Genomic DNA, 16,894 nt, shown 5'->3' with positions numbered 1-16,894 from the left:
GAGGAAGTATGATCATCGGGGGAATGATCACGAGTTTTCTTGTTTTGCTTGGTTATATGTGGAAAGAAGCGCACAGCAACCGGGTTCGTCACGTGATCCTGTCGTTTCCTCATTTTCTCGATCATTGGCCGCCGCTTACGATTTTTTTTATTTCTGATATTCATCGGCGGATCGTTTCGTCACGCATGCTTGAGGAAGTAAGGGGAAAAGCGGATCTTGTCGTGATTGGCGGGGATTTGGCCGAAAGAGGGGTGCCCGAAGCGCGCGTCCGTGAAAATGTGCGTCGGTTGCGCGAGGTCGCTCCTGTTTATTTTGTTTGGGGAAACAATGATGACGAAGTCGACTACGATCTTCAATCAGTGTTTGAGGAAGAGCGCGTCCACGTGCTCAAAAACAAAGCGAAAGTATGGGAGCACGGCGGTGTGCCGGTCGCGCTCATCGGCGTCGGCGACGTAAGCCGAAAGGAGGCGGATATCGACCGGGCGCTCGAACACGTTCCGCCTCAATCATTTCGTATATTAGCCTGCCATAACCCAGCGATCATCGCTCGCCTAAGAGAGGAGCAGCACATTTCACTCGTGCTGAGCGGCCATACGCATGGAGGGCAAATTCGCTTCTTTTCCATTGGGTTGTATGAAAAAGGAGGGCTCAAATGGCAGGGCAGCACGGCGGTGTTGACGAGTAACGGCTACGGGACGACCGGGGTGCCGCTTCGCCTCGGAGCGCCGGCAGAGACTCATCTCATCACGATTGTGCCCGAAAAACCGACACCCGAGAAAAAATGCTTGTCTAAAACCGGGAAAACGATGTAAACTCATTAATAACAATAAACGAACCAATTGCCGATTGCGTCATACAATAACGGTAAGAGATGGCTCTGTAGGTAAGGAGGGGTGCCGATGCGTCTTGAGCGCTTGACCCACAACAAAATTAAAATTTTCTTGACGTTTGACGATTTGCTGGACCGCGGGTTGACGAAAGACGATTTGTGGAAGGACACGTTTAAAGTCCATCAGCTGTTCCGCGATATGATCGAGGAAGCGAGCGAAGAGCTCGGCTTTGAGGTGAACGGATCGATCGCGGTCGAAGTCTACTCTTTACCGGCACAGGGCATGGTCGTTATCGTCACGAATGAAGGCGACTACGACGACATCGAAGAAGAATTCGCCGACGATTACATTGAGATGCAAGTAACGCTCGATGAGAGCGATGACATATTTTACGAATTCCAATCGTTCGAAGATGTCATCCAGCTCGCTCATCGCCTGCATGCGGTCGGCTGCCTCGACGGCACGCTTTATTCGTACCAAGGCCGCTTTTACTTGCACGTCGCCGAGGAACCGCCGATTCCGCTCGACAACTTTGTCGCCTTGCTGGCCGAGTTCGGCAACCCGGCCACGATAACGATACACCGTGTGCAAGAATATGGGAAACAGTTGATCGAACGGCGCGCCATTGCGCAGCTCGTTCACTATTTTCGGGCCAACTAGGGCGCAGCCAAGACTCCTTTATATGGACAAGGAGTCTATTTTTTCGCGCGAAAGGCTTCCATAAAGCGGTTCGCGCGTTTCATCATTTTTCCTTTGCAGACGCCGACAGAAGGTGTATACTATGACATGGAAGGCGACAAACTATTATAGCGAGCTTATAGGAGGTTTACGTATGGCAGCCGATAAGCATACGGAAGAGAAGGGGCAACAATACGACGTGCTGGCGTCGACACAAATTGTTATACATAGAGCGTTGGAAAAGCTCGGCTATCCGGAAGAGGTGTATGAGCTCTTGAAAGAGCCGATCCGCGTGCTGACGGTTCGCATTCCGGTGCGCATGGATGACGGATCGGTGAAAATTTTTACCGGCTACCGGGCGCAGCATAACGATGCCGTCGGTCCGACGAAAGGCGGGGTGCGCTTCCATCCAGACGTCACCGAGCGCGAAGTGAAAGCGCTGTCGATTTGGATGAGCTTAAAGTGCGGCATCGTCGACTTGCCGTATGGCGGCGGCAAAGGCGGGATCGTCTGCGACCCGCGCACGATGTCGTTCCGCGAACTGGAGCGTTTAAGCCGCGGCTACGTGCGCGCTATCAGCCAAATCGTAGGGCCGACAAAAGACATTCCGGCGCCGGATGTGTTTACAAACTCGCAAATTATGGCGTGGATGATGGATGAGTACAGCCGCATCCGCGAGTTCGATTCGCCGGGCTTCATCACCGGGAAACCGCTTGTCCTCGGCGGTTCGCACGGCCGGGAAACGGCGACGGCCAAAGGAGTGACGATTTGCATTCGTGAAGCGGCGAAAAAACGCGGTCTGTCGCTCGAAGGCGCGCGCGTCGTCGTCCAAGGGTTCGGCAACGCCGGCAGCTATTTGGCCAAATTTATGCACGACGCCGGAGCGAAAGTCGTCGGCATTTCTGATGTGTACGGCGCGCTGTACGATCCGAACGGCCTTGACATCGACTATTTGCTCGAACGTCGCGACAGCTTTGGCACGGTGACGAAGTTGTTTAAAAATACGATTTCGAACAAAGAGCTTCTTGAGCTCGATTGCGATATTTTAGTGCCGGCGGCCATCGAAAACCAAATTACGGCTGAAAACGCCCCGCGCATTAAGGCGAGCATCGTCGTCGAGGCGGCGAACGGGCCGACGACGCTCGAGGCGACGGAAATTTTGACGCAACGCGGCATTTTGCTCGTCCCGGACGTGCTGGCGAGCGCCGGCGGCGTGACGGTGTCGTACTTCGAATGGGTGCAAAACAACCAAGGGTACTATTGGACGGAAGAAGAAGTGGAACAGCGGCTTGAAAAAGTGATGGTCAAAGCGTTCAACAACGTGTATGAAATGGCGCAGACGCGCCGCGTCGACATGCGCCTTGCCGCTTACATGGTCGGCGTTCGCAAAATGGCGGAAGCGTGCCGATTCCGCGGCTGGGTGTGAGGCGAGCAAGCAAGTGATGTTTGCAAGCTTTCACGAAATCCCCTATCATAAGATAGGGGATTTTTTGCTTCGTGCGAGGTGACAAAAACATGAGGAAAGAAACAATCATCATCGTCGGCGGCGGACCGTGCGGGCTGGCGGCGGCGATTGCCTTGCAAGACGCCGGGTTTTCGCCGCTTGTAATTGAAAAAGGGAACATCGTCCATTCGATTTATCGGTTTCCGACGCATCAGACGTTTTTCAGTACGAGCGACCGGCTCGAGATCGGCGGAGTGCCGTTTATCACGGAAAATCGGAAGCCGACGAGAAACCAAGCGCTTGCGTATTACCGTGAAGTCGTTGTCCGCAAACAGCTTCGCATCAATACGTTCGAAGAAGTGAAAGCCATTAAGCGCCAGGAAGACGGGACGTTTCTCGTTGAAAGCTCAAAAGCGCTATATCAGGCCCGATACGTGGTCGTGGCCACCGGCTATTACGACCATCCGAACTATATGAACGTGCCGGGAGAAGAGCTGCCGAAAGTGATGCATTACTTTAAAGAAGCGCATCCGTACTTCAACACGGACTGTGTTGTCATCGGCGGCAAAAACTCGAGCGTCGATGCGGCGATGGAGCTCGTCAAAGCCGGGGCGCGCGTGACGGTTCTCTACCGGGGCGGGGAATATTCCAAAAGCATTAAGCCGTGGATTTTGCCGGAATTTGACGCCCTTGTGAAAAAAGGCGTCATTCGCATGGAATTTCATGCCCATGTGAAAGAGATCACGGAAGATGCGGTCATTTACGAAGTGAACGGGGAGACGAAAACGATCAAAAATGATTTCGTGTTCGCTATGACCGGCTACCATCCGGACCATCGCTTTTTAATGAACATCGGCGTCGGCGTCGATCCGGACAGCGGCCGGCCGCACTACGACCCGGAAACGATGGAAACGAACGTCCCAGGGGTGTTTATCGCCGGGGTGATTGCGGCCGGCAATAATGCGAACGAAATTTTTATCGAAAACGGCCGTTTCCATGGGGACGCTATCGCCGCCTGCATCGCCCGGCGCGAGCGGGAAGCGGCGGCCCGAAAGCCGCTATACTTGCATCCGCACGGCGGAAACGGGCGCTGTGATGGAAAACGGGAAAGTGAGGGTGACGAATGTGGCTGAACGGAAAGTTGTGCTGCTGACGACTGGCGGCACGATTGCCAGCAAACGAAATGAGCGCTCCGGCCGCCTAAAGGCCGGGGCATTGAGCGGCGAAGAGCTCGCTTCGCTCTGCCATTTGCCAAAGGAAATTGAAGTGGTGGTTGAGAGCGTGTTTCAGCTCCCGAGCATGCATTTGACGTTTTCGCATTGGCTTGAATTGAAAAGGCGGATTGAGGCGCATTTCGCCGATCCGTCTGTGGATGGCATCGTCGTCACCCACGGGACGGACGCGCTCGAGGAAACAGCGTATTTTCTTGATTTGACCATTGACGATCCGCGGACGATCGTCGTCACCGGCTCGCAGCGGGCGCCGTTTGATTTAGGGAGCGATGTGTATATCAACATCCGCCATGCCATTTATGCCGCGTGCGCTGAAACGCTGCGCGGGGCGGGGACGGTTGTCGTATTCAACGAGCGCATTTTTGCTGCGAAATATGTGAAAAAGGAGCATGCTTCCAACATTCAAGGGTTCAACGCATTCGGGTTCGGCTATTTGGGCATTATCGACAACGATGAAGTGCACGTGTACCAAAAGCCGATCCGGCGCGAGCATTTCCGGCTCGTGCATCCGCTTCCGCCTGTCGACATTGTGAAATGTTACGTGGAGGCGGACGGCAAGTTTATTAAAGCGGCCCGGGAAAGCGGCGTCGCCGGAATCGTGCTTGAAGGAGTCGGCCGCGGGCAAGTGGCGCCGAACATGGTGGATGAAATCGTCAAGGCCGTCAACGACGGGATTAAGGTCGTGGTGACGACGAGCGCTGAGGAGGGGGCGGTGTATACAACGTACGATTACGTGGGAAGCGCCTATGATTTGCATAAAAAAGGGGTCATTCTCGGCAGCGACTATGACGCGAAAAAAGCGCGCATCAAGCTCGCCGTCGCTCTCGCCGCCGGCGCCGCCGTTGACGGCTTGTTCGCCTATTAGGTCGGCGGGCCGCTTGGCAATTTCGTCTTTTTCATCGCTCTGTTTCGTGGTACGATAGAGATAAACCGACAAAGAAACGGGGATCGGCATGTTTTCGTTGATTTCTGCCGGCGTCGCCCCCGGGGTGGCGCTGCTTAGCTATTTTTATTTAAAGGACGAGTATGAGGCCGAGCCGCTCTCCTTTGTGCTGCGCATGTTTTTTTTCGGCGCCTTGCTCGTTTTTCCGATTATGTTTATTGAGTATGTGCTCGCTGCCGAAGGGATCGTCTCCTCGCCGGCTGCCGAGGCGTTTTTCTCGGCGGCGCTGCTTGAGGAGTTCGTCAAATGGTTTGTCGTCTATTTTTTTGTCTACGACCATGACGAATTTGATGAGCCGTATGACGGCATTGTGTACAGCGCCAGCGTTTCGCTCGGATTTGCGACGCTCGAAAACATTTTGTATTTGCTCGCCAACGGAGTGGACACGGCAATCGCCCGGGCGCTCTTGCCGGTCTCAAGCCATGCCCTGTTTGCCGTCATTATGGGGTTTTATTTTGGCAAAGCCAAATTTGCCGGCCGAAAGCGCCGCTATTATTTATGGGCGTCGTTTTTGCTGCCGTTTTTCCTTCACGGCGTTTACGACTGGATTCTGCTCGCCCAAAAGCAGTGGGGGTATTACATGGGGCCGTTCATGCTCATCTTATGGTGGGTGGCGTTGCGCAAAGTGAAACAAGCGAAAGAATCCGTCCGCGTTGAGAAGATGCCATCCGTGAAAAGCCAGGCGTAACATGCTTGGCTTTTTTGTTTTTTCTGCATAAAAAGGAGAAGTTGAAGAAAAATAGGGGTAAAAACGGCGATGGTTGACGGGAGGTTTGCATATGGAAAGGAAATTGGTCATGCTCATGTTGATCGGCCTGATGACATGGATGCATCCGGCCGGCCATGCGGCTGCTTTTTCCCCGCAGGTGATTCAGCGTGGCGCGGTTGGCGACGATGTCATTGAATTGCAGGCGCGGCTGCAGTATCTCGGCTTTTACAACGGAAAGATTGACGGCGTGTTCGGCTGGCGCACGTATTGGGCGCTGCGCAACTTTCAATACGAATACGGGCTGCCGGTCGATGGTCTGGCCGGCGCCGAGACGAAACGAAAGCTCGTGAACGCATCGAAATATTACGAGTCGTTTGTGAAAGAGCAAATCCGTCAAGGAAACGAGTTCACCCATTACGGCGGCATTCCGCTCAGCAAGCAGGTGAAAAAACGCGGCGGAGGCGGCGGGCGAACGGTGAAAACGACAGCATCCAATGTGCCGAAAGGGTTTTCGCAAAATGACATTCGACTCATGGCGAATGCTGTCTACGGCGAGGCGCGCGGTGAGCCGTACATCGGGCAAGTAGCCGTCGCGGCCGTCATTTTGAATCGGCTCGAACACCCGTCGTTTCCGGACACGGTTGCCGGGGTGATCTTTCAGCCTGGGGCGTTCACCGCAGTGGCCGACGGACAAATTTGGCTGACGCCGAACGAAACGGCGAAAAAAGCGGTGCTCGATGCCATCAACGGCTGGGACCCGACCGGCGGGGCCATTTACTACTTTAATCCGGCGACGGCGACAAGCGCTTGGATTTGGAGCCGGCCGCAAATCAAACGGATCGGCAACCATATTTTCTGCAAATAAAGGAGGGGGACGGATATGCTGCGAACGATCTTGATCGCCGTGCTGGCTGTGGCGGTCATCGGCACCGGTTATTGGGGCTACCGCGAGCATCAAGAGAAAAATGCGATCTTGATTCATGCGGAGAACAACTATCAGCGCGCCTTTCACGATCTGGCCTATCAAATTGACTTGCTTCACGATAAACTGGGCGCCACGCTCGCGATGAACTCGCATGCGTCATTGTCGCCGGCGCTCGCTGAAATATGGAAAATTGCCTCGGAAGCCCATTCCGATGTCGGCCAGTTGCCGCTGTCGCTTTTGCCGTTTAACAAAACGCAAGAATTTTTGTCGCAAATCGGTGAATTCACCTACCGGACCGCAGTGCGTGATTTGCAAGAGGAGCCGTTGACAAAAGAAGAGTATAAGACGCTGCAAGGGCTGTATAAAAGTGCCGGGGCGATCCGCCAAGAGCTGCGCAATGTGCAGCATTTAGTCTTGGAAAACAATTTGCGCTGGATGGACGTCGAACTGGCGCTGGCAACGAACGATCAAAAAGAAGACAACATCATCATTGACGGCTTCAAAGCGGTCGAAAAAAATGTTGATACGTTCTCAAGTTCGTCCGAGTTTGGTCCGTCATTCATCGGCCTGGCCAACGAGGAAAAAGGGTTCGTCCGCGCGAAGGGCCGCCCGGTTTCCAAAGATGAAGCAAAGCGGATCGCACGCGATTTTCTCGGCTTGAAAGGAACGGAGAAGATCAAGGTGACGGAAAGCGGCAAAGGGGCCGACGAACGCTTTTACAGTTTGACGATTCACGATCCGAAAACAAAAGGCGATATTTACATGGATATAACGAAAAACGGCGGCTATCCGATTTGGGTGTTAAACAGCCGGCCGGTTGGCAAACCGACGATCAGCCTGCATGAGGCGGCCAACCGCGGAATGGCGTTTTTGAAGCGGCACAAATTCACCGGGTTTGAGCTGTATGACAGCACACAGTACGATAACGTCGCCGTGCTCACGTTTGTGAAAAGCGAAAACGGCGTCCGCATCTACCCGGAAGCGATCCAAATGAAAGTGGCGCTTGACAACGGCCATGTCGTCGGCTTTACGGCGCGCGACTATTTGTCGTCGTCCATCCCGCGCCCGCTGCCGAAACCGGCGATCACTGCCGAAGAAGTGAAGAAAAAGTTGAATCCGCATCTAAAGGTAATGGAACAGCGCCAGGCGGTCATTATGAACGACTTGCAAAAGCCAGTGCTTTGCTACGAGTTTTTAGGGACGCTCGGTGATGATACGTATCAGCTGTTTATGAACGCGTCAACCGGCATAGAGGAAAAAGTGGAAAAGCTTGAAAGCGTCGAACCGAATTACGAATGAAAACAGAGGGAGGCCTGAAACATGGCTTCCTTTTTGTTTCCGTCCGCCTCAAGCGCCCACTCTGTGGTATAATGATCGTACAAAAACGGCATCCAGCTGAAAAGGGGAAGCGGAAACATGATGATCAAAATTGGGGATCCGATTCGGCTTGAGCCGCTTGATGGCTCGGCACGCCAATACCGAAGCAAAGTGCTTGCCGTCGACGGCGGGGCGATCCATATTGGCTACCCCGTTGACGAGCAGACGGGAAAAACAGTGTATTTGTTAAACGGGATGCAGTTTAAGGCAAGTTTTGTCAGCCAAGAAGGAACGTTATACATGTTTGACACCGAGGTAAAAGGGAAAGTGCATGATCCGTTGCCAATGGTGGTCTTGGATTACCGAGGCGACGAATATGTCATCCGCATTCAGCGCCGCCGCTATGTGCGGGTGAGAGCGAATGTTGACGCTGCCGTCCACCCGCTTGGTGGAGGCGAGTTTGCCCCGTTTGTGACGATGACAGCCGATATTAGCGCAGGCGGGGCCGCTCTTTACATTCCGATGACGCACGCGCCGCTTCTGCGCCCCGGCATGTCAGTCGAGCTTTGGCTCGTGCTGACGATGCGCTCCGGCGACTGTCATTATGTGCGCACGAAGGCGACGGTCGTCCGCATGGCTGTCGACGAGCACAGCGGGGCGAGAATGTCGGTCGAGTTTGCCGGCCTCGCCTCGCAAGATCGCGTCCGGCTCATCCGCTACAGCTTCGAACGGCAGCTTGAAGAGAAGAGAAGGGAATAAATAAGGCGACGGCGTGGAATACTGCTAGAAAAAACGGAAGGCGGGGTTGTTCGCCATGAAGCGGATCGAAGAGCTGTTATGGAAGCTTGTCGCGATTCAGGCGATTTGTCTGCTCATCGCCCAATGGCTTGTTCTGTACACGCCGGCGGCGCTTTATATCGGCAAAGTATATGAGTATGAGGGAGTCGCCAAGCCGACAAAAACAGAAACGATCGAAACGGCCGTCGACCGCTGACGGCGGATATGGTACAATGAACATGAGAATATGCAGGAGTTTCCTGCATTTTTCTTTGTGCCCTGATCAAATGATTTAGACAAAGCAGGAGGAACTATGAAACAACGGATTAACATCGCCATTGACGGACCTGCGGCAGCCGGAAAAAGCACGGTTGCCAAACTGATCGCCCGACGCCTCTCCTACGTGTATATTGATACGGGCGCGATGTACCGCGCGCTGACGTACCGGGCGCTCCAATGCGGCGTCGATGTCCATGATGAGCAAGCGCTCTTGTCGCTCCTTCGCCATACGCATATTGAACTGCAGCCTTCGCCGCAAGGGCAGCTCGTGTTTGTCAACGGCGAAGACGTCACGGACATCATTCGCGGCGAGGCGGTGACGAATGCGGTGTCGTTCGTCGCCCAGCATCCGCTGGTGCGCGAGGAGATGGTCGCCCGCCAGCGCGCCATGGCCAAAGGTGGCGGCGTCGTCATGGATGGGCGCGACATCGGAACGAACGTGCTGCCGAATGCCGAGGTGAAAATTTTCTTAAAAGCTTCGGTTGAGGAGCGGGCGCGGCGCCGGCATGAGGAAAACATCGCCCGCGGCTTTCCGTCCGACTTTGAAACGTTGAAAGAAGAGATCGCCCGCCGCGACCGCCTTGACTCGGAGCGGGAAACGGCGCCGCTGCGCAAGGCGCCGGATGCCGTGGAAATCGACACGACGTCGTTGTCGGTCGAAGAAGTGGCGGCGCGCATTATGGAAGTTGTCAATGAAAGGATTGGATGACGGTGGATTTTTATTCCTTCGCCAAAGGAATCGTCAAAGGAGTGCTCACCCCTTTGTACCGCATTCAAACGATCGGGGTTGACCGCTTTCCAAAAGAAGGCGCGGTGCTTCTTTGCGCCAACCATATCAGCAACCTAGATCCGCCGGTCGTCGGCATTACGGCGCCGCGGCCGATTCGGTTTATGGCGAAAGAAGAATTGTTTCGCGTTCCGGTGGTGAAAACGCTCGTCAAAAACTTGCACGCGTTTCCCGTAAAGCGCGGCATGAACGACCGCCAGGCGTTGCGCATAGGGCTTGAGGTGCTGAAACAAGGCGAAGTGCTCGGCATTTTTCCCGAGGGGACGCGCAGCAAAGATGGCCGGCTGAAAAAGGCGCTGCCCGGCGTCGGCTTTTTCGCTTTGCGCACCGATGCGGCTGTCGTTCCATGTGCGATCATTGGCCCGTACCGGCCGTTTGTGCCGCTCAAAGTCGTGTACGGGGCGCCGATTGATATGGCGCCGCTGCGCGCGCGGAAGGCGAGCCCGGAGGAGGCGGCCGACTACATTATGGATCATATCCGCCAACTGCTTGAACAACATCAGTAAGCATTATAGTACATGTTGATTGAGAAAATATGGTATACTAATTAGAAAAGCGTCCTTATTTTGCCGACAGCCGGCCGCGGCCTCGGCGCGAGGCGCGCTTTTGGCAGGATCGCCAGTCGATGAAGGAGGGGTTTTTACGATGACAGAAGAAATGAATGTGCAAGTGAATGTGTATGAAGTGGGCGATATCGTCCGCGGCAAAGTGGTGAAGCTTGAGGACAAGCAAGTGCTTGTCGAAGTCGAAAACAGCAAGCAAAATGGCATCATCCCAATCAGCGAGCTGTCGAATTTGCATATCGAGAAGCCGAGCGATGCCGTTGCTGTTGGGGATGAAGTGACGGCGAAAGTCAAAAAAGTGGAAGAAGGCAAAGACGGGGAAGAAGGGCTGCTCATTTTATCGAAAAAGGCAGTCGATGCCGAGCGGGCGTGGGAAGAGCTTGAGCGCAAGTTCGCAAACGGCGAGGCGTTCGAAACGGTCATCAAAGACATCGTCAAAGGCGGGCTTGTCGCCGATGTCGGCGTGCGCGGCTTCATTCCGGCGTCGCTTGTTGAACCGCACTATGTTGAAGATTTTTCCGATTACAAAGGAAAAACGCTCGCCGTCAAAGTGGTGGAGCTCGACCGCGAGAAAAACCGCGTCATTTTGTCGCACCGCGCTGTTGTTGAGGAAGAGCAAGAGCGGCAGCAGAAAGAGCTGCTTTCCCGCATTGAGCCGGGCCAAGTGCTCGAGGGCGTCGTCCGCCGCATTGCCGATTTCGGCGTCTTTGTCGATGTCGGCGGGTTTGATGGGCTCGTACATATTTCCCAGCTTTCCCATACGCGTGTCGCCCATCCGTCCGAGGCGGTGAAAGAAGGCGATGCGGTGAAAGTGAAAGTGCTGGCCGTCGACCCGGAGAACGGGCGTCTGTCATTGTCCATCAAAGAGGCGCTTCCGGGTCCGTGGGAAGGCATCAGCGAAAAAGTGAAGCCGGGCGATGTCGTCACCGGGACTGTGAAGCGGCTTGCTTCATTCGGCGCGTTCGTGGAGATTTTCCCGGGCGTCGAAGGATTGGTCCACGTATCGCAAATTGCCAACCGCCGCATCGGTTCGCCGCATGAAGTGCTGAAAGAAGGCGATGAAGTGAAAGCGAAAGTGCTCGATGTCAACGAGGCCGAGCACCGCATTTCCTTAAGCATCCGCGCGCTGCTTGAGGAAGAAACGGCCGCTCCGGCGGAAGATTACAGCCAGTATACGAAAACGGCGGAATCGCGCGGCTTCCAGCTCGGCGAAGTGATCGGCGAGCAGTTGAAAAAATTGAAATAACCTAAGTGTAAAAAAAAGGGTGTCCGAGAAAGGCCGGAACACCCTTTTCTTATTATGATCGCGTATAGCAACAGAAACAATCGTTGTGTTCGGTGTGAACGACCCACCACCTGCGCGAGGTTTTCCACAGGCGGCCGCGTTGTTACTGCCTGTTCCGTTCGCGCGCTTCTTCCGGCGTATCAAGCCGGGCTGCGCCTTTGTAGGCGAATGACTGGTCACGGTCGGACTCGACGCGCCGCGATTGTTTCAGCTTTTTCTCCTGACGGTCTTTTCCCATACACCCCGCTCCTTTCTTGATGAATATCATTTTTACTATGACCGGGCGTTCTTTTTTCTATGCATGAATGAACGGCCATAAAAGATGACATAATGGACATAATAAGGGGTGGAAAAGATGGAAGGGACTTATTTTTATCTCTTTTTTTGGTTCATATGGATTGTCGCCACCTTTTTGATGAAAAAGACGGGCGAACGGACGAGGCTGGCGGCGTTCGCTCTTGTGATGATCAGTTCCGCGTCGTTGACGGTGGAAATCGGTGTTGTCCGCGCCACGTTGGCGTTTTTCGTTCTTTTTTTATGTTCATGTTATGCGGCCATCGAGCGGCGGCCATGCCGCCTTCCGTTTCTGGCGCTGTCGGCGTCCGGCTTGGCGTTTGCCTATGCCGCCTTCCGCCTGCTTGCCTTGTTTGATCCGGTTTGGATTTGGCTTGACGGCCAGTGGATGCTCGCTTGGTGGCTCGTTATCGTCAGCAGTTTGTTTCATCGCCGCTTTGCCGCCCGCCTTCTTTGTCTGGCGCTTGGCGGCTGCCAAGGGGAAGCGGTATACGCCATGGCCATTCACCGCATGGCGCCCGACTATGTGCTCGGTTCGTTCTCGTTTTTCGACGCGGCGGCGATCAGCGCGTCGTGTTTGCTTATTTGGGAAATGATCCGCTTCCTGTCGCTTCAGCTCGAGGAAAAACGGCCTGTAAGGGGGGCGAGACAGCCGTGAACGAATATACGTTTCCCATTTTATACGGCGTCGCTGTCGGAGTGCTGACCCGCCTTTATTTGTTGCGCACCGATTACCGGCAGTATCCGACATACTTGCACGGGCGGACGATCCATATCGCATTGGGGGCGATCGCTGCCGGTCTAGGGACGGTCGCCGTGCCGGCGATCATGGAAAAGGAGTTTGCCGCCATCACGTTTTTGGCGTTGGCCGCCTCACAGTTTCGCGATGTGCGCAACATGGAGCGCAACACGTTGAACGAGCTTGACCAGTATGAATTAGTGCCGCGCGGAAAAACATACATTGAAGGCATTGCGATTGTGTTTGAAGGGCGGAACTATTTGGTCATTTTCGTTTCGTTTTTATCGACTCTTTTTTATTTAGTGTGGAACGTTTGGGCGGCGCTCGCGGCCAGCGCCATCGGCATGATGGTGGCGCGGCGATTTATGAGCGGGAGCCGGTTGAAAGATATCGCCGATGTGAAATATGTCAAACCCCATTTTGAGGGGGCAGGGCTGTATGTGGACAACATTTACATTATGAATATCGGCTTGCCGGCGCGGAGGGAAGAAATTTTGCGCTACGGGATGGGGTTTATTTTGACGCCGAAAAACTTCAACGCCCGAACAACGATCGCCAACCTTGGGCAGCGGCAGGCGATTTTGCACGATGTGTCGACGGCGCTCGGCATTTACCGCGACTCCGGGACGCCGGCGCTCGTGCCGCTCGCCAAACGTGATTTAAACGACGGGCGCGTCGGCATTTTCATTTTGCCGCAAGTGGAGGATATCGAGAAGGCAAAAGCGGTCATTGAGAATGTTCCGGTGTTGGAGAGCGCGATCCGCATGCCGGGCGAGCGGCGTTGGAAACGGAGAGGGGGCAGCGGTGATGACGCATGAAAAAATGATTTTGGCGGTCATTACGATCAACGGTGAAGCCGTCGCTGGGGGTGCGCCGATCTTTGTTTGCCGCACGAAGGAGGAGATGGAGCGAATCGCCGCCAATTTGGAGGCGATTTTGGACGGCATCGCCCATGAGCTCAGCGACGGGCTGCTTGTGATCGTCAAGCATTAGGCGGTTGTTGGGTGTTTCACTTTTTGATAAAATAAAGCAGTTGCAGCACGTTTTGGTTCATCGCCCAGCGCCTTCCCCGCTTTTCAAGCCGGGTGGGCGGCAAAGGCGCGGATCGCCCAAGCGTGCTTGGCGGGGATGGATGTCTGGTCTGGAAAAAGGCGCCTCTTCAAGAGCAAACGAAACAAAAATGAGGATCAAAAGGGTGGTAGCATGGCAAATCCAGTTGTAGCGATTGTCGGCCGTCCGAATGTGGGGAAATCAACGATTTTCAACCGCATTGTCGGAGAGCGCATTTCCATTGTGGAAGACGTGCCTGGGGTGACGCGCGACCGCATTTACAGCAGCGCCGAATGGCTGAACCATACATTTTACTTAATCGACACCGGCGGCATCGACATCGGCGATGAGCCGCTGCTTGTGCAAATTCGCCAACAGGCGGAAATCGCCATCGATGAGGCGGATGTCATCATCTTTATGACGAACGGCCGCGACGGTGTGACTGCGGCTGATGAAGAGGTGGCCAAGCTGCTCCGCCGGTCGAACAAGCCGGTCGTGCTCGCCGTGAACAAAATCGACAATCCGGAAATGCGTGATTTGATTTACGACTTTTACGCGCTTGGATTCGGGGAGCCGTATCCGATTTCCGGGGCGCACGGGACGGGGCTTGGCGATTTGCTTGACGCCGTCGTCCGCCATTTTCCAAAAGGGGCCGCCGAAGAGTATGAAGAGGACGTGATTAAGTTTTGCCTCATCGGCCGTCCGAATGTCGGCAAATCGTCGCTTGTCAACGCCATCTTAGGGGAAGAGCGGGTCATTGTCAGCGACATTGCCGGGACGACAAGGGATGCGGTGGACACGTCGTTTGTGCGTGAAGGGCAGGAATATGTTATTATTGATACGGCAGGAATGCGCAAACGCGGAAAAATTTACGAAAGCACGGAAAAATACAGCGTGCTGCGCGCGTTGCGGGCCATTGAACGGTCGGATGTCGTTCTTGTCGTGCTAAACGCCGAAGAAGGCATTCTCGAGCAAGATAAAAAAATCGCTGGCTATGCGCATGAAGCCGGGCGCGGGGTGATTCTCGTCGTCAACAAATGGGACGCCATCGAAAAGGATGACAAAACGATGGCTGAATTTGAGCGGAAGATTCGCGATCACTTCCCATTTTTGGACTATGCCCCGATTTTATTTGTGTCGGCGAAGACGAAACAGCGGCTCCATAAGCTGCTGCCGCTCGTGCAGCTTGTCAGCGACAACCATGCGATGCGCGTTCAGACGAACGTGCTCAATGAAGTCATTATGGATGCGGTGGCGATGAACCCGACGCCGACGCATAACGGCAAGCGCTTGAAAATTTATTATATGACGCAAGTCGCCGTCAAGCCGCCGACGTTCGTCGCCTTTGTCAACGATCCGGAATTGATGCACTTTTCGTACGAACGATTTTTGGAAAACCGCATCCGCGATGCGTTTGGCTTCGAGGGTACACCGATCAAAATCATCGCCCGCCCGCGGAAATAAGAAAAGCGGAAGGCTGCGACAATCGGATAAAGGAAGTGGGAAACGATGGAGAACATCGCTGTATTGGGCGCCGGAAGCTGGGGGACGGCGCTGGCGCTCGTTCTGGCTGACAACGGGCACCGCGTTCGGCTTTGGGGGCAGCGGGCTGAACAGATCGAGGAAATCAACAAACGGCGGACGAATGAAAAATATTTGCCGGGCGTCCGCCTGCCGGAAGCGATCATCGGTTATCATGATCTTTGCGCTGCGCTCGACGGCGTGTCCGTAACGGTGCTCGCTGTGCCGACAAAGGCGATCCGCGGCGTGCTGCAAAAAGCGCGCGCGTGCCTGGCGGCGCCGGTCACCGTGGTCGCCGTCAGCAAAGGCATCGAGCCGGGGACGCACAAGCGCGTATCGGAAATTGTCGCTGAGGAAATGGGCGAATGGCTGGAAGACGTTGTCGTTCTTTCGGGGCCGAGCCATGCGGAAGAAGTGGTGCTCCGCCATCCGACGACGGTGGCGGTGTCATCGCCGAATATGGAAGCGGCGCAGCGCATTCAAGATCTATTTATGAACCATCACTATTTCCGCGTGTATACGAACCCGGATTTAGTCGGTGTCGAAGTCGGCGGGGCGCTGAAAAACATCATCGCCTTGGCCGCCGGCATCAGCGACGGGCTCGGCTACGGGGATAATGCGAAAGCAGCCCTCATCACAAGAGGGTTGGCCGAGATTGCCCGGCTCGGCTGCGCGCTTGGCGCCAACCCGCTCACCTTTTCCGGGCTGGCCGGAGTCGGCGACTTGATTGTCACGTGCACAAGCACCCATTCCCGCAACTGGCGGGCCGGTTATATGCTTGGCCAAGGAAAAAAACTTGACGAGGTGCTCGAAAGCATGGGGATGGTTGTCGAAGGGGTGCGGACGACAAAAGCGGCGTACGAGCTGGGGGGAGAACTCGGCGTCAAAATGCCGATTACCGAGGCGCTCTATGAAGTCTTGTTCGAAGGGAAAGAGCCGAAAGAAGCAGTCGATTCGCTCATGGCGCGCGGAAAAAAGCAGGAAATGGACGATGTCATGAACATTTTTGCCGAGCCGTAACGCTGAAAATAGGCGGATGGCGGTACAAGTCGTCCCTGTTTTGCATACAATATGACGAACCATCATCGGCTTGAGCTTCCGGAAGGGTATAAGGCGATGCTGAAGTAAAGAAAGCCCCGCTTTACTTCAGCTTTTTTTATGGCGATGATATAATAGTTGTCGAAAAAAGGAGGAACACGTATGTCACCGGCTTTAGCGAAAATGTGGATCGCCATCGCCTCAATGGTGTTCATGTTTATTTCCGTCGGTTTCATTTATTTGAGCCGCTACAAGCTCAAGATTCGCTGGCTTCGCTTTTTGCTGGCGGTTATCGCTTACGTCCTGTTGATTCTCGCTGGCATCATCATTATTTTTGTCGTGTTCAGCGGACCGACGCCGCAATAGGAAAAGGATGGAGGAACTGTCAACTACCCCCACTTCGCTAACGCTTGAAGTGGGGGCTTGCAACTCCCCAGAAGTGCAAACGGACTTCGTCCTCCTTCCTTGACTTGGGGTTGCATC

19 protein-coding genes and 1 pseudogene are annotated in these 16,894 nt (G+C 54.6%); 19 read left to right on the top strand and 1 reads right to left on the bottom strand.

Annotated features, from left to right (window positions below):
* Window positions 1-8 precede the first annotated feature (8 nt).
* The 13 genes and pseudogenes from CV944_RS09500 to rpsA all read left to right on the top strand — a co-directional run bounded on the left by CV944_RS09500 (window position 9) and on the right by rpsA (window position 11,730).
* Window positions 9-812 (top strand): metallophosphoesterase, encoded by an 804-nt coding sequence (locus tag CV944_RS09500; RefSeq protein ID WP_100659601.1) that lies wholly within the window; start codon window positions 9-11, stop codon window positions 810-812.
* Window positions 813-899: 87 nt separating this feature from the next.
* Window positions 900-1,490 (top strand): genetic competence negative regulator, encoded by a 591-nt coding sequence (locus CV944_RS09495; RefSeq protein WP_100659600.1) that lies wholly within the window; start codon window positions 900-902, stop codon window positions 1,488-1,490.
* A gap of 172 nt (window positions 1,491-1,662) precedes the next feature.
* Complete coding sequence (locus CV944_RS09490) at window positions 1,663-2,934, top strand: Glu/Leu/Phe/Val family dehydrogenase (RefSeq protein ID WP_033010528.1); 1,272 nt, start codon at window positions 1,663-1,665, stop codon at window positions 2,932-2,934.
* 89 nt (window positions 2,935-3,023) lie between these two features.
* Window positions 3,024-4,007, top strand: a pseudogene (locus tag CV944_RS09485) (YpdA family putative bacillithiol disulfide reductase); the annotation flags it as partial.
* 70 nt (window positions 4,008-4,077) lie between these two features.
* Window positions 4,078-5,049, top strand: a complete 972-nt coding sequence (locus tag CV944_RS09480) for an asparaginase (protein WP_033010553.1) — start codon at window positions 4,078-4,080, stop codon at window positions 5,047-5,049.
* 88 nt (window positions 5,050-5,137) lie between these two features.
* A complete protein-coding gene (prsW, locus tag CV944_RS09475; protein ID WP_044744941.1) occupies window positions 5,138-5,815 on the top strand; it encodes a glutamic-type intramembrane protease PrsW in 678 nt (225 codons plus the stop codon).
* Between the two features lie 91 nt (window positions 5,816-5,906).
* Window positions 5,907-6,701, top strand: a complete 795-nt coding sequence (gene sleB, locus CV944_RS09470) for a spore cortex-lytic enzyme (protein WP_033010530.1) — start codon at window positions 5,907-5,909, stop codon at window positions 6,699-6,701.
* Window positions 6,702-6,716: 15 nt separating this feature from the next.
* On the top strand, window positions 6,717-8,060 hold the full coding sequence (gene ypeB, locus CV944_RS09465; RefSeq protein ID WP_033010532.1) for a germination protein YpeB: 1,344 nt from the start codon (window positions 6,717-6,719) through the stop codon (window positions 8,058-8,060).
* Window positions 8,061-8,180: 120 nt separating this feature from the next.
* The gene (locus tag CV944_RS09460) at window positions 8,181-8,837 is read left to right on the top strand and encodes a flagellar brake protein (RefSeq protein ID WP_050368686.1); all 657 of its coding nucleotides are present in this window, start codon (window positions 8,181-8,183) and stop codon (window positions 8,835-8,837) included.
* Between the two features lie 55 nt (window positions 8,838-8,892).
* Window positions 8,893-9,072 carry a YpfB family protein gene (locus CV944_RS09455; protein WP_033010533.1) on the top strand — a complete coding sequence of 60 codons (180 nt, stop codon included), beginning with the start codon at window positions 8,893-8,895 and terminating at the stop codon, window positions 9,070-9,072.
* A gap of 96 nt (window positions 9,073-9,168) precedes the next feature.
* Window positions 9,169-9,843: a (d)CMP kinase gene (cmk, locus tag CV944_RS09450; RefSeq protein ID WP_033010534.1), complete on the top strand. Its 675-nt coding sequence runs from the start codon at window positions 9,169-9,171 to the stop codon at window positions 9,841-9,843.
* Window positions 9,840-10,427 (top strand): lysophospholipid acyltransferase family protein, encoded by a 588-nt coding sequence (locus tag CV944_RS09445; RefSeq protein ID WP_033010535.1) that lies wholly within the window; start codon window positions 9,840-9,842, stop codon window positions 10,425-10,427. Before cmk ends, CV944_RS09445 begins: the two co-directional genes overlap by 4 nt.
* A 139-nt stretch (window positions 10,428-10,566) precedes the next feature.
* A complete protein-coding gene (gene rpsA / locus CV944_RS09440; RefSeq protein WP_100659599.1) occupies window positions 10,567-11,730 on the top strand; it encodes a 30S ribosomal protein S1 in 1,164 nt (387 codons plus the stop codon).
* A 142-nt stretch (window positions 11,731-11,872) separates the two neighbouring features.
* Here the strand turns inward: rpsA and CV944_RS09435 are convergent, their stop codons facing one another.
* A complete protein-coding gene (locus CV944_RS09435) occupies window positions 11,873-12,007 on the bottom strand; it encodes a YpzI family protein (RefSeq protein ID WP_080729606.1) in 135 nt (44 codons plus the stop codon).
* 117 nt (window positions 12,008-12,124) lie between these two features.
* Here CV944_RS09435 and CV944_RS09430 point away from each other — a divergent pair, with 117 nt between their 5' ends.
* From CV944_RS09430 to CV944_RS09405, 6 genes are all read left to right on the top strand, one after another.
* Complete coding sequence (locus CV944_RS09430) at window positions 12,125-12,721, top strand: YphA family membrane protein (protein WP_033010539.1); 597 nt, start codon at window positions 12,125-12,127, stop codon at window positions 12,719-12,721.
* Window positions 12,718-13,620, top strand: a complete 903-nt coding sequence (locus CV944_RS09425; protein ID WP_033010541.1) for a YIEGIA family protein — start codon at window positions 12,718-12,720, stop codon at window positions 13,618-13,620. Before CV944_RS09430 ends, CV944_RS09425 begins: the two co-directional genes overlap by 4 nt.
* Window positions 13,610-13,795 carry a capping complex subunit for YIEGIA gene (locus CV944_RS09420; protein WP_033010543.1) on the top strand — a complete coding sequence of 62 codons (186 nt, stop codon included), beginning with the start codon at window positions 13,610-13,612 and terminating at the stop codon, window positions 13,793-13,795. Before CV944_RS09425 ends, CV944_RS09420 begins: the two co-directional genes overlap by 11 nt.
* Before the next feature lie 210 nt (window positions 13,796-14,005).
* Complete coding sequence (der, locus tag CV944_RS09415; protein ID WP_033010544.1) at window positions 14,006-15,316, top strand: ribosome biogenesis GTPase Der; 1,311 nt, start codon at window positions 14,006-14,008, stop codon at window positions 15,314-15,316.
* Window positions 15,317-15,361: 45 nt separating this feature from the next.
* Window positions 15,362-16,393, top strand: a complete 1,032-nt coding sequence (locus tag CV944_RS09410; protein WP_033010545.1) for an NAD(P)H-dependent glycerol-3-phosphate dehydrogenase — start codon at window positions 15,362-15,364, stop codon at window positions 16,391-16,393.
* A 180-nt stretch (window positions 16,394-16,573) separates the two neighbouring features.
* Window positions 16,574-16,777: a DUF2768 domain-containing protein gene (locus CV944_RS09405; protein ID WP_033010547.1), complete on the top strand. Its 204-nt coding sequence runs from the start codon at window positions 16,574-16,576 to the stop codon at window positions 16,775-16,777.
* Window positions 16,778-16,894 lie beyond the last annotated feature (117 nt).

Origin of the sequence: Geobacillus sp. WSUCF-018B (assembly GCF_002809985.1) — a bacterium.
Taxonomy (GTDB): Bacteria; Bacillota; Bacilli; order Bacillales; family Anoxybacillaceae; genus Geobacillus; species Geobacillus thermophilus.
The sequence above is the reverse complement of the archived record's forward strand: the minus strand, read 5'-3'. Positions and strand labels throughout refer to the sequence as shown.

Bases quoted from the DNA above. Each gene is read 5' to 3' on its own strand.
- rpsA (WP_100659599.1), top strand. From the start codon at position 10,567: ATGACAGAAGAAATGAATGTGCAAGTGAATGTGTATGAAGTGGGCGAT.
- ypeB (WP_033010532.1), top strand. From the start codon at position 6,717: ATGCTGCGAACGATCTTGATCGCCGTGCTGGCTGTGGCGGTCATCGGC.
- der (WP_033010544.1), top strand. From the start codon at position 14,006: ATGGCAAATCCAGTTGTAGCGATTGTCGGCCGTCCGAATGTGGGGAAA.
- cmk (WP_033010534.1), top strand. From the start codon at position 9,169: ATGAAACAACGGATTAACATCGCCATTGACGGACCTGCGGCAGCCGGA.
- CV944_RS09495 (WP_100659600.1), top strand. From the start codon at position 900: ATGCGTCTTGAGCGCTTGACCCACAACAAAATTAAAATTTTCTTGACG.
- CV944_RS09455 (WP_033010533.1), top strand. From the start codon at position 8,893: ATGAAGCGGATCGAAGAGCTGTTATGGAAGCTTGTCGCGATTCAGGCG.
- CV944_RS09430 (WP_033010539.1), top strand. From the start codon at position 12,125: ATGGAAGGGACTTATTTTTATCTCTTTTTTTGGTTCATATGGATTGTC.
- CV944_RS09435 (WP_080729606.1), bottom strand. From the start codon at position 12,007: ATGGGAAAAGACCGTCAGGAGAAAAAGCTGAAACAATCGCGGCGCGTC.
- sleB (WP_033010530.1), top strand. From the start codon at position 5,907: ATGGAAAGGAAATTGGTCATGCTCATGTTGATCGGCCTGATGACATGG.
- CV944_RS09460 (WP_050368686.1), top strand. From the start codon at position 8,181: ATGATCAAAATTGGGGATCCGATTCGGCTTGAGCCGCTTGATGGCTCG.
- CV944_RS09410 (WP_033010545.1), top strand. From the start codon at position 15,362: ATGGAGAACATCGCTGTATTGGGCGCCGGAAGCTGGGGGACGGCGCTG.
- CV944_RS09405 (WP_033010547.1), top strand. From the start codon at position 16,574: ATGTCACCGGCTTTAGCGAAAATGTGGATCGCCATCGCCTCAATGGTG.
- CV944_RS09420 (WP_033010543.1), top strand. From the start codon at position 13,610: ATGACGCATGAAAAAATGATTTTGGCGGTCATTACGATCAACGGTGAA.
- CV944_RS09445 (WP_033010535.1), top strand. From the start codon at position 9,840: ATGACGGTGGATTTTTATTCCTTCGCCAAAGGAATCGTCAAAGGAGTG.
- CV944_RS09500 (WP_100659601.1), top strand. From the start codon at position 9: ATGATCATCGGGGGAATGATCACGAGTTTTCTTGTTTTGCTTGGTTAT.
- CV944_RS09490 (WP_033010528.1), top strand. From the start codon at position 1,663: ATGGCAGCCGATAAGCATACGGAAGAGAAGGGGCAACAATACGACGTG.
- prsW (WP_044744941.1), top strand. From the start codon at position 5,138: ATGTTTTCGTTGATTTCTGCCGGCGTCGCCCCCGGGGTGGCGCTGCTT.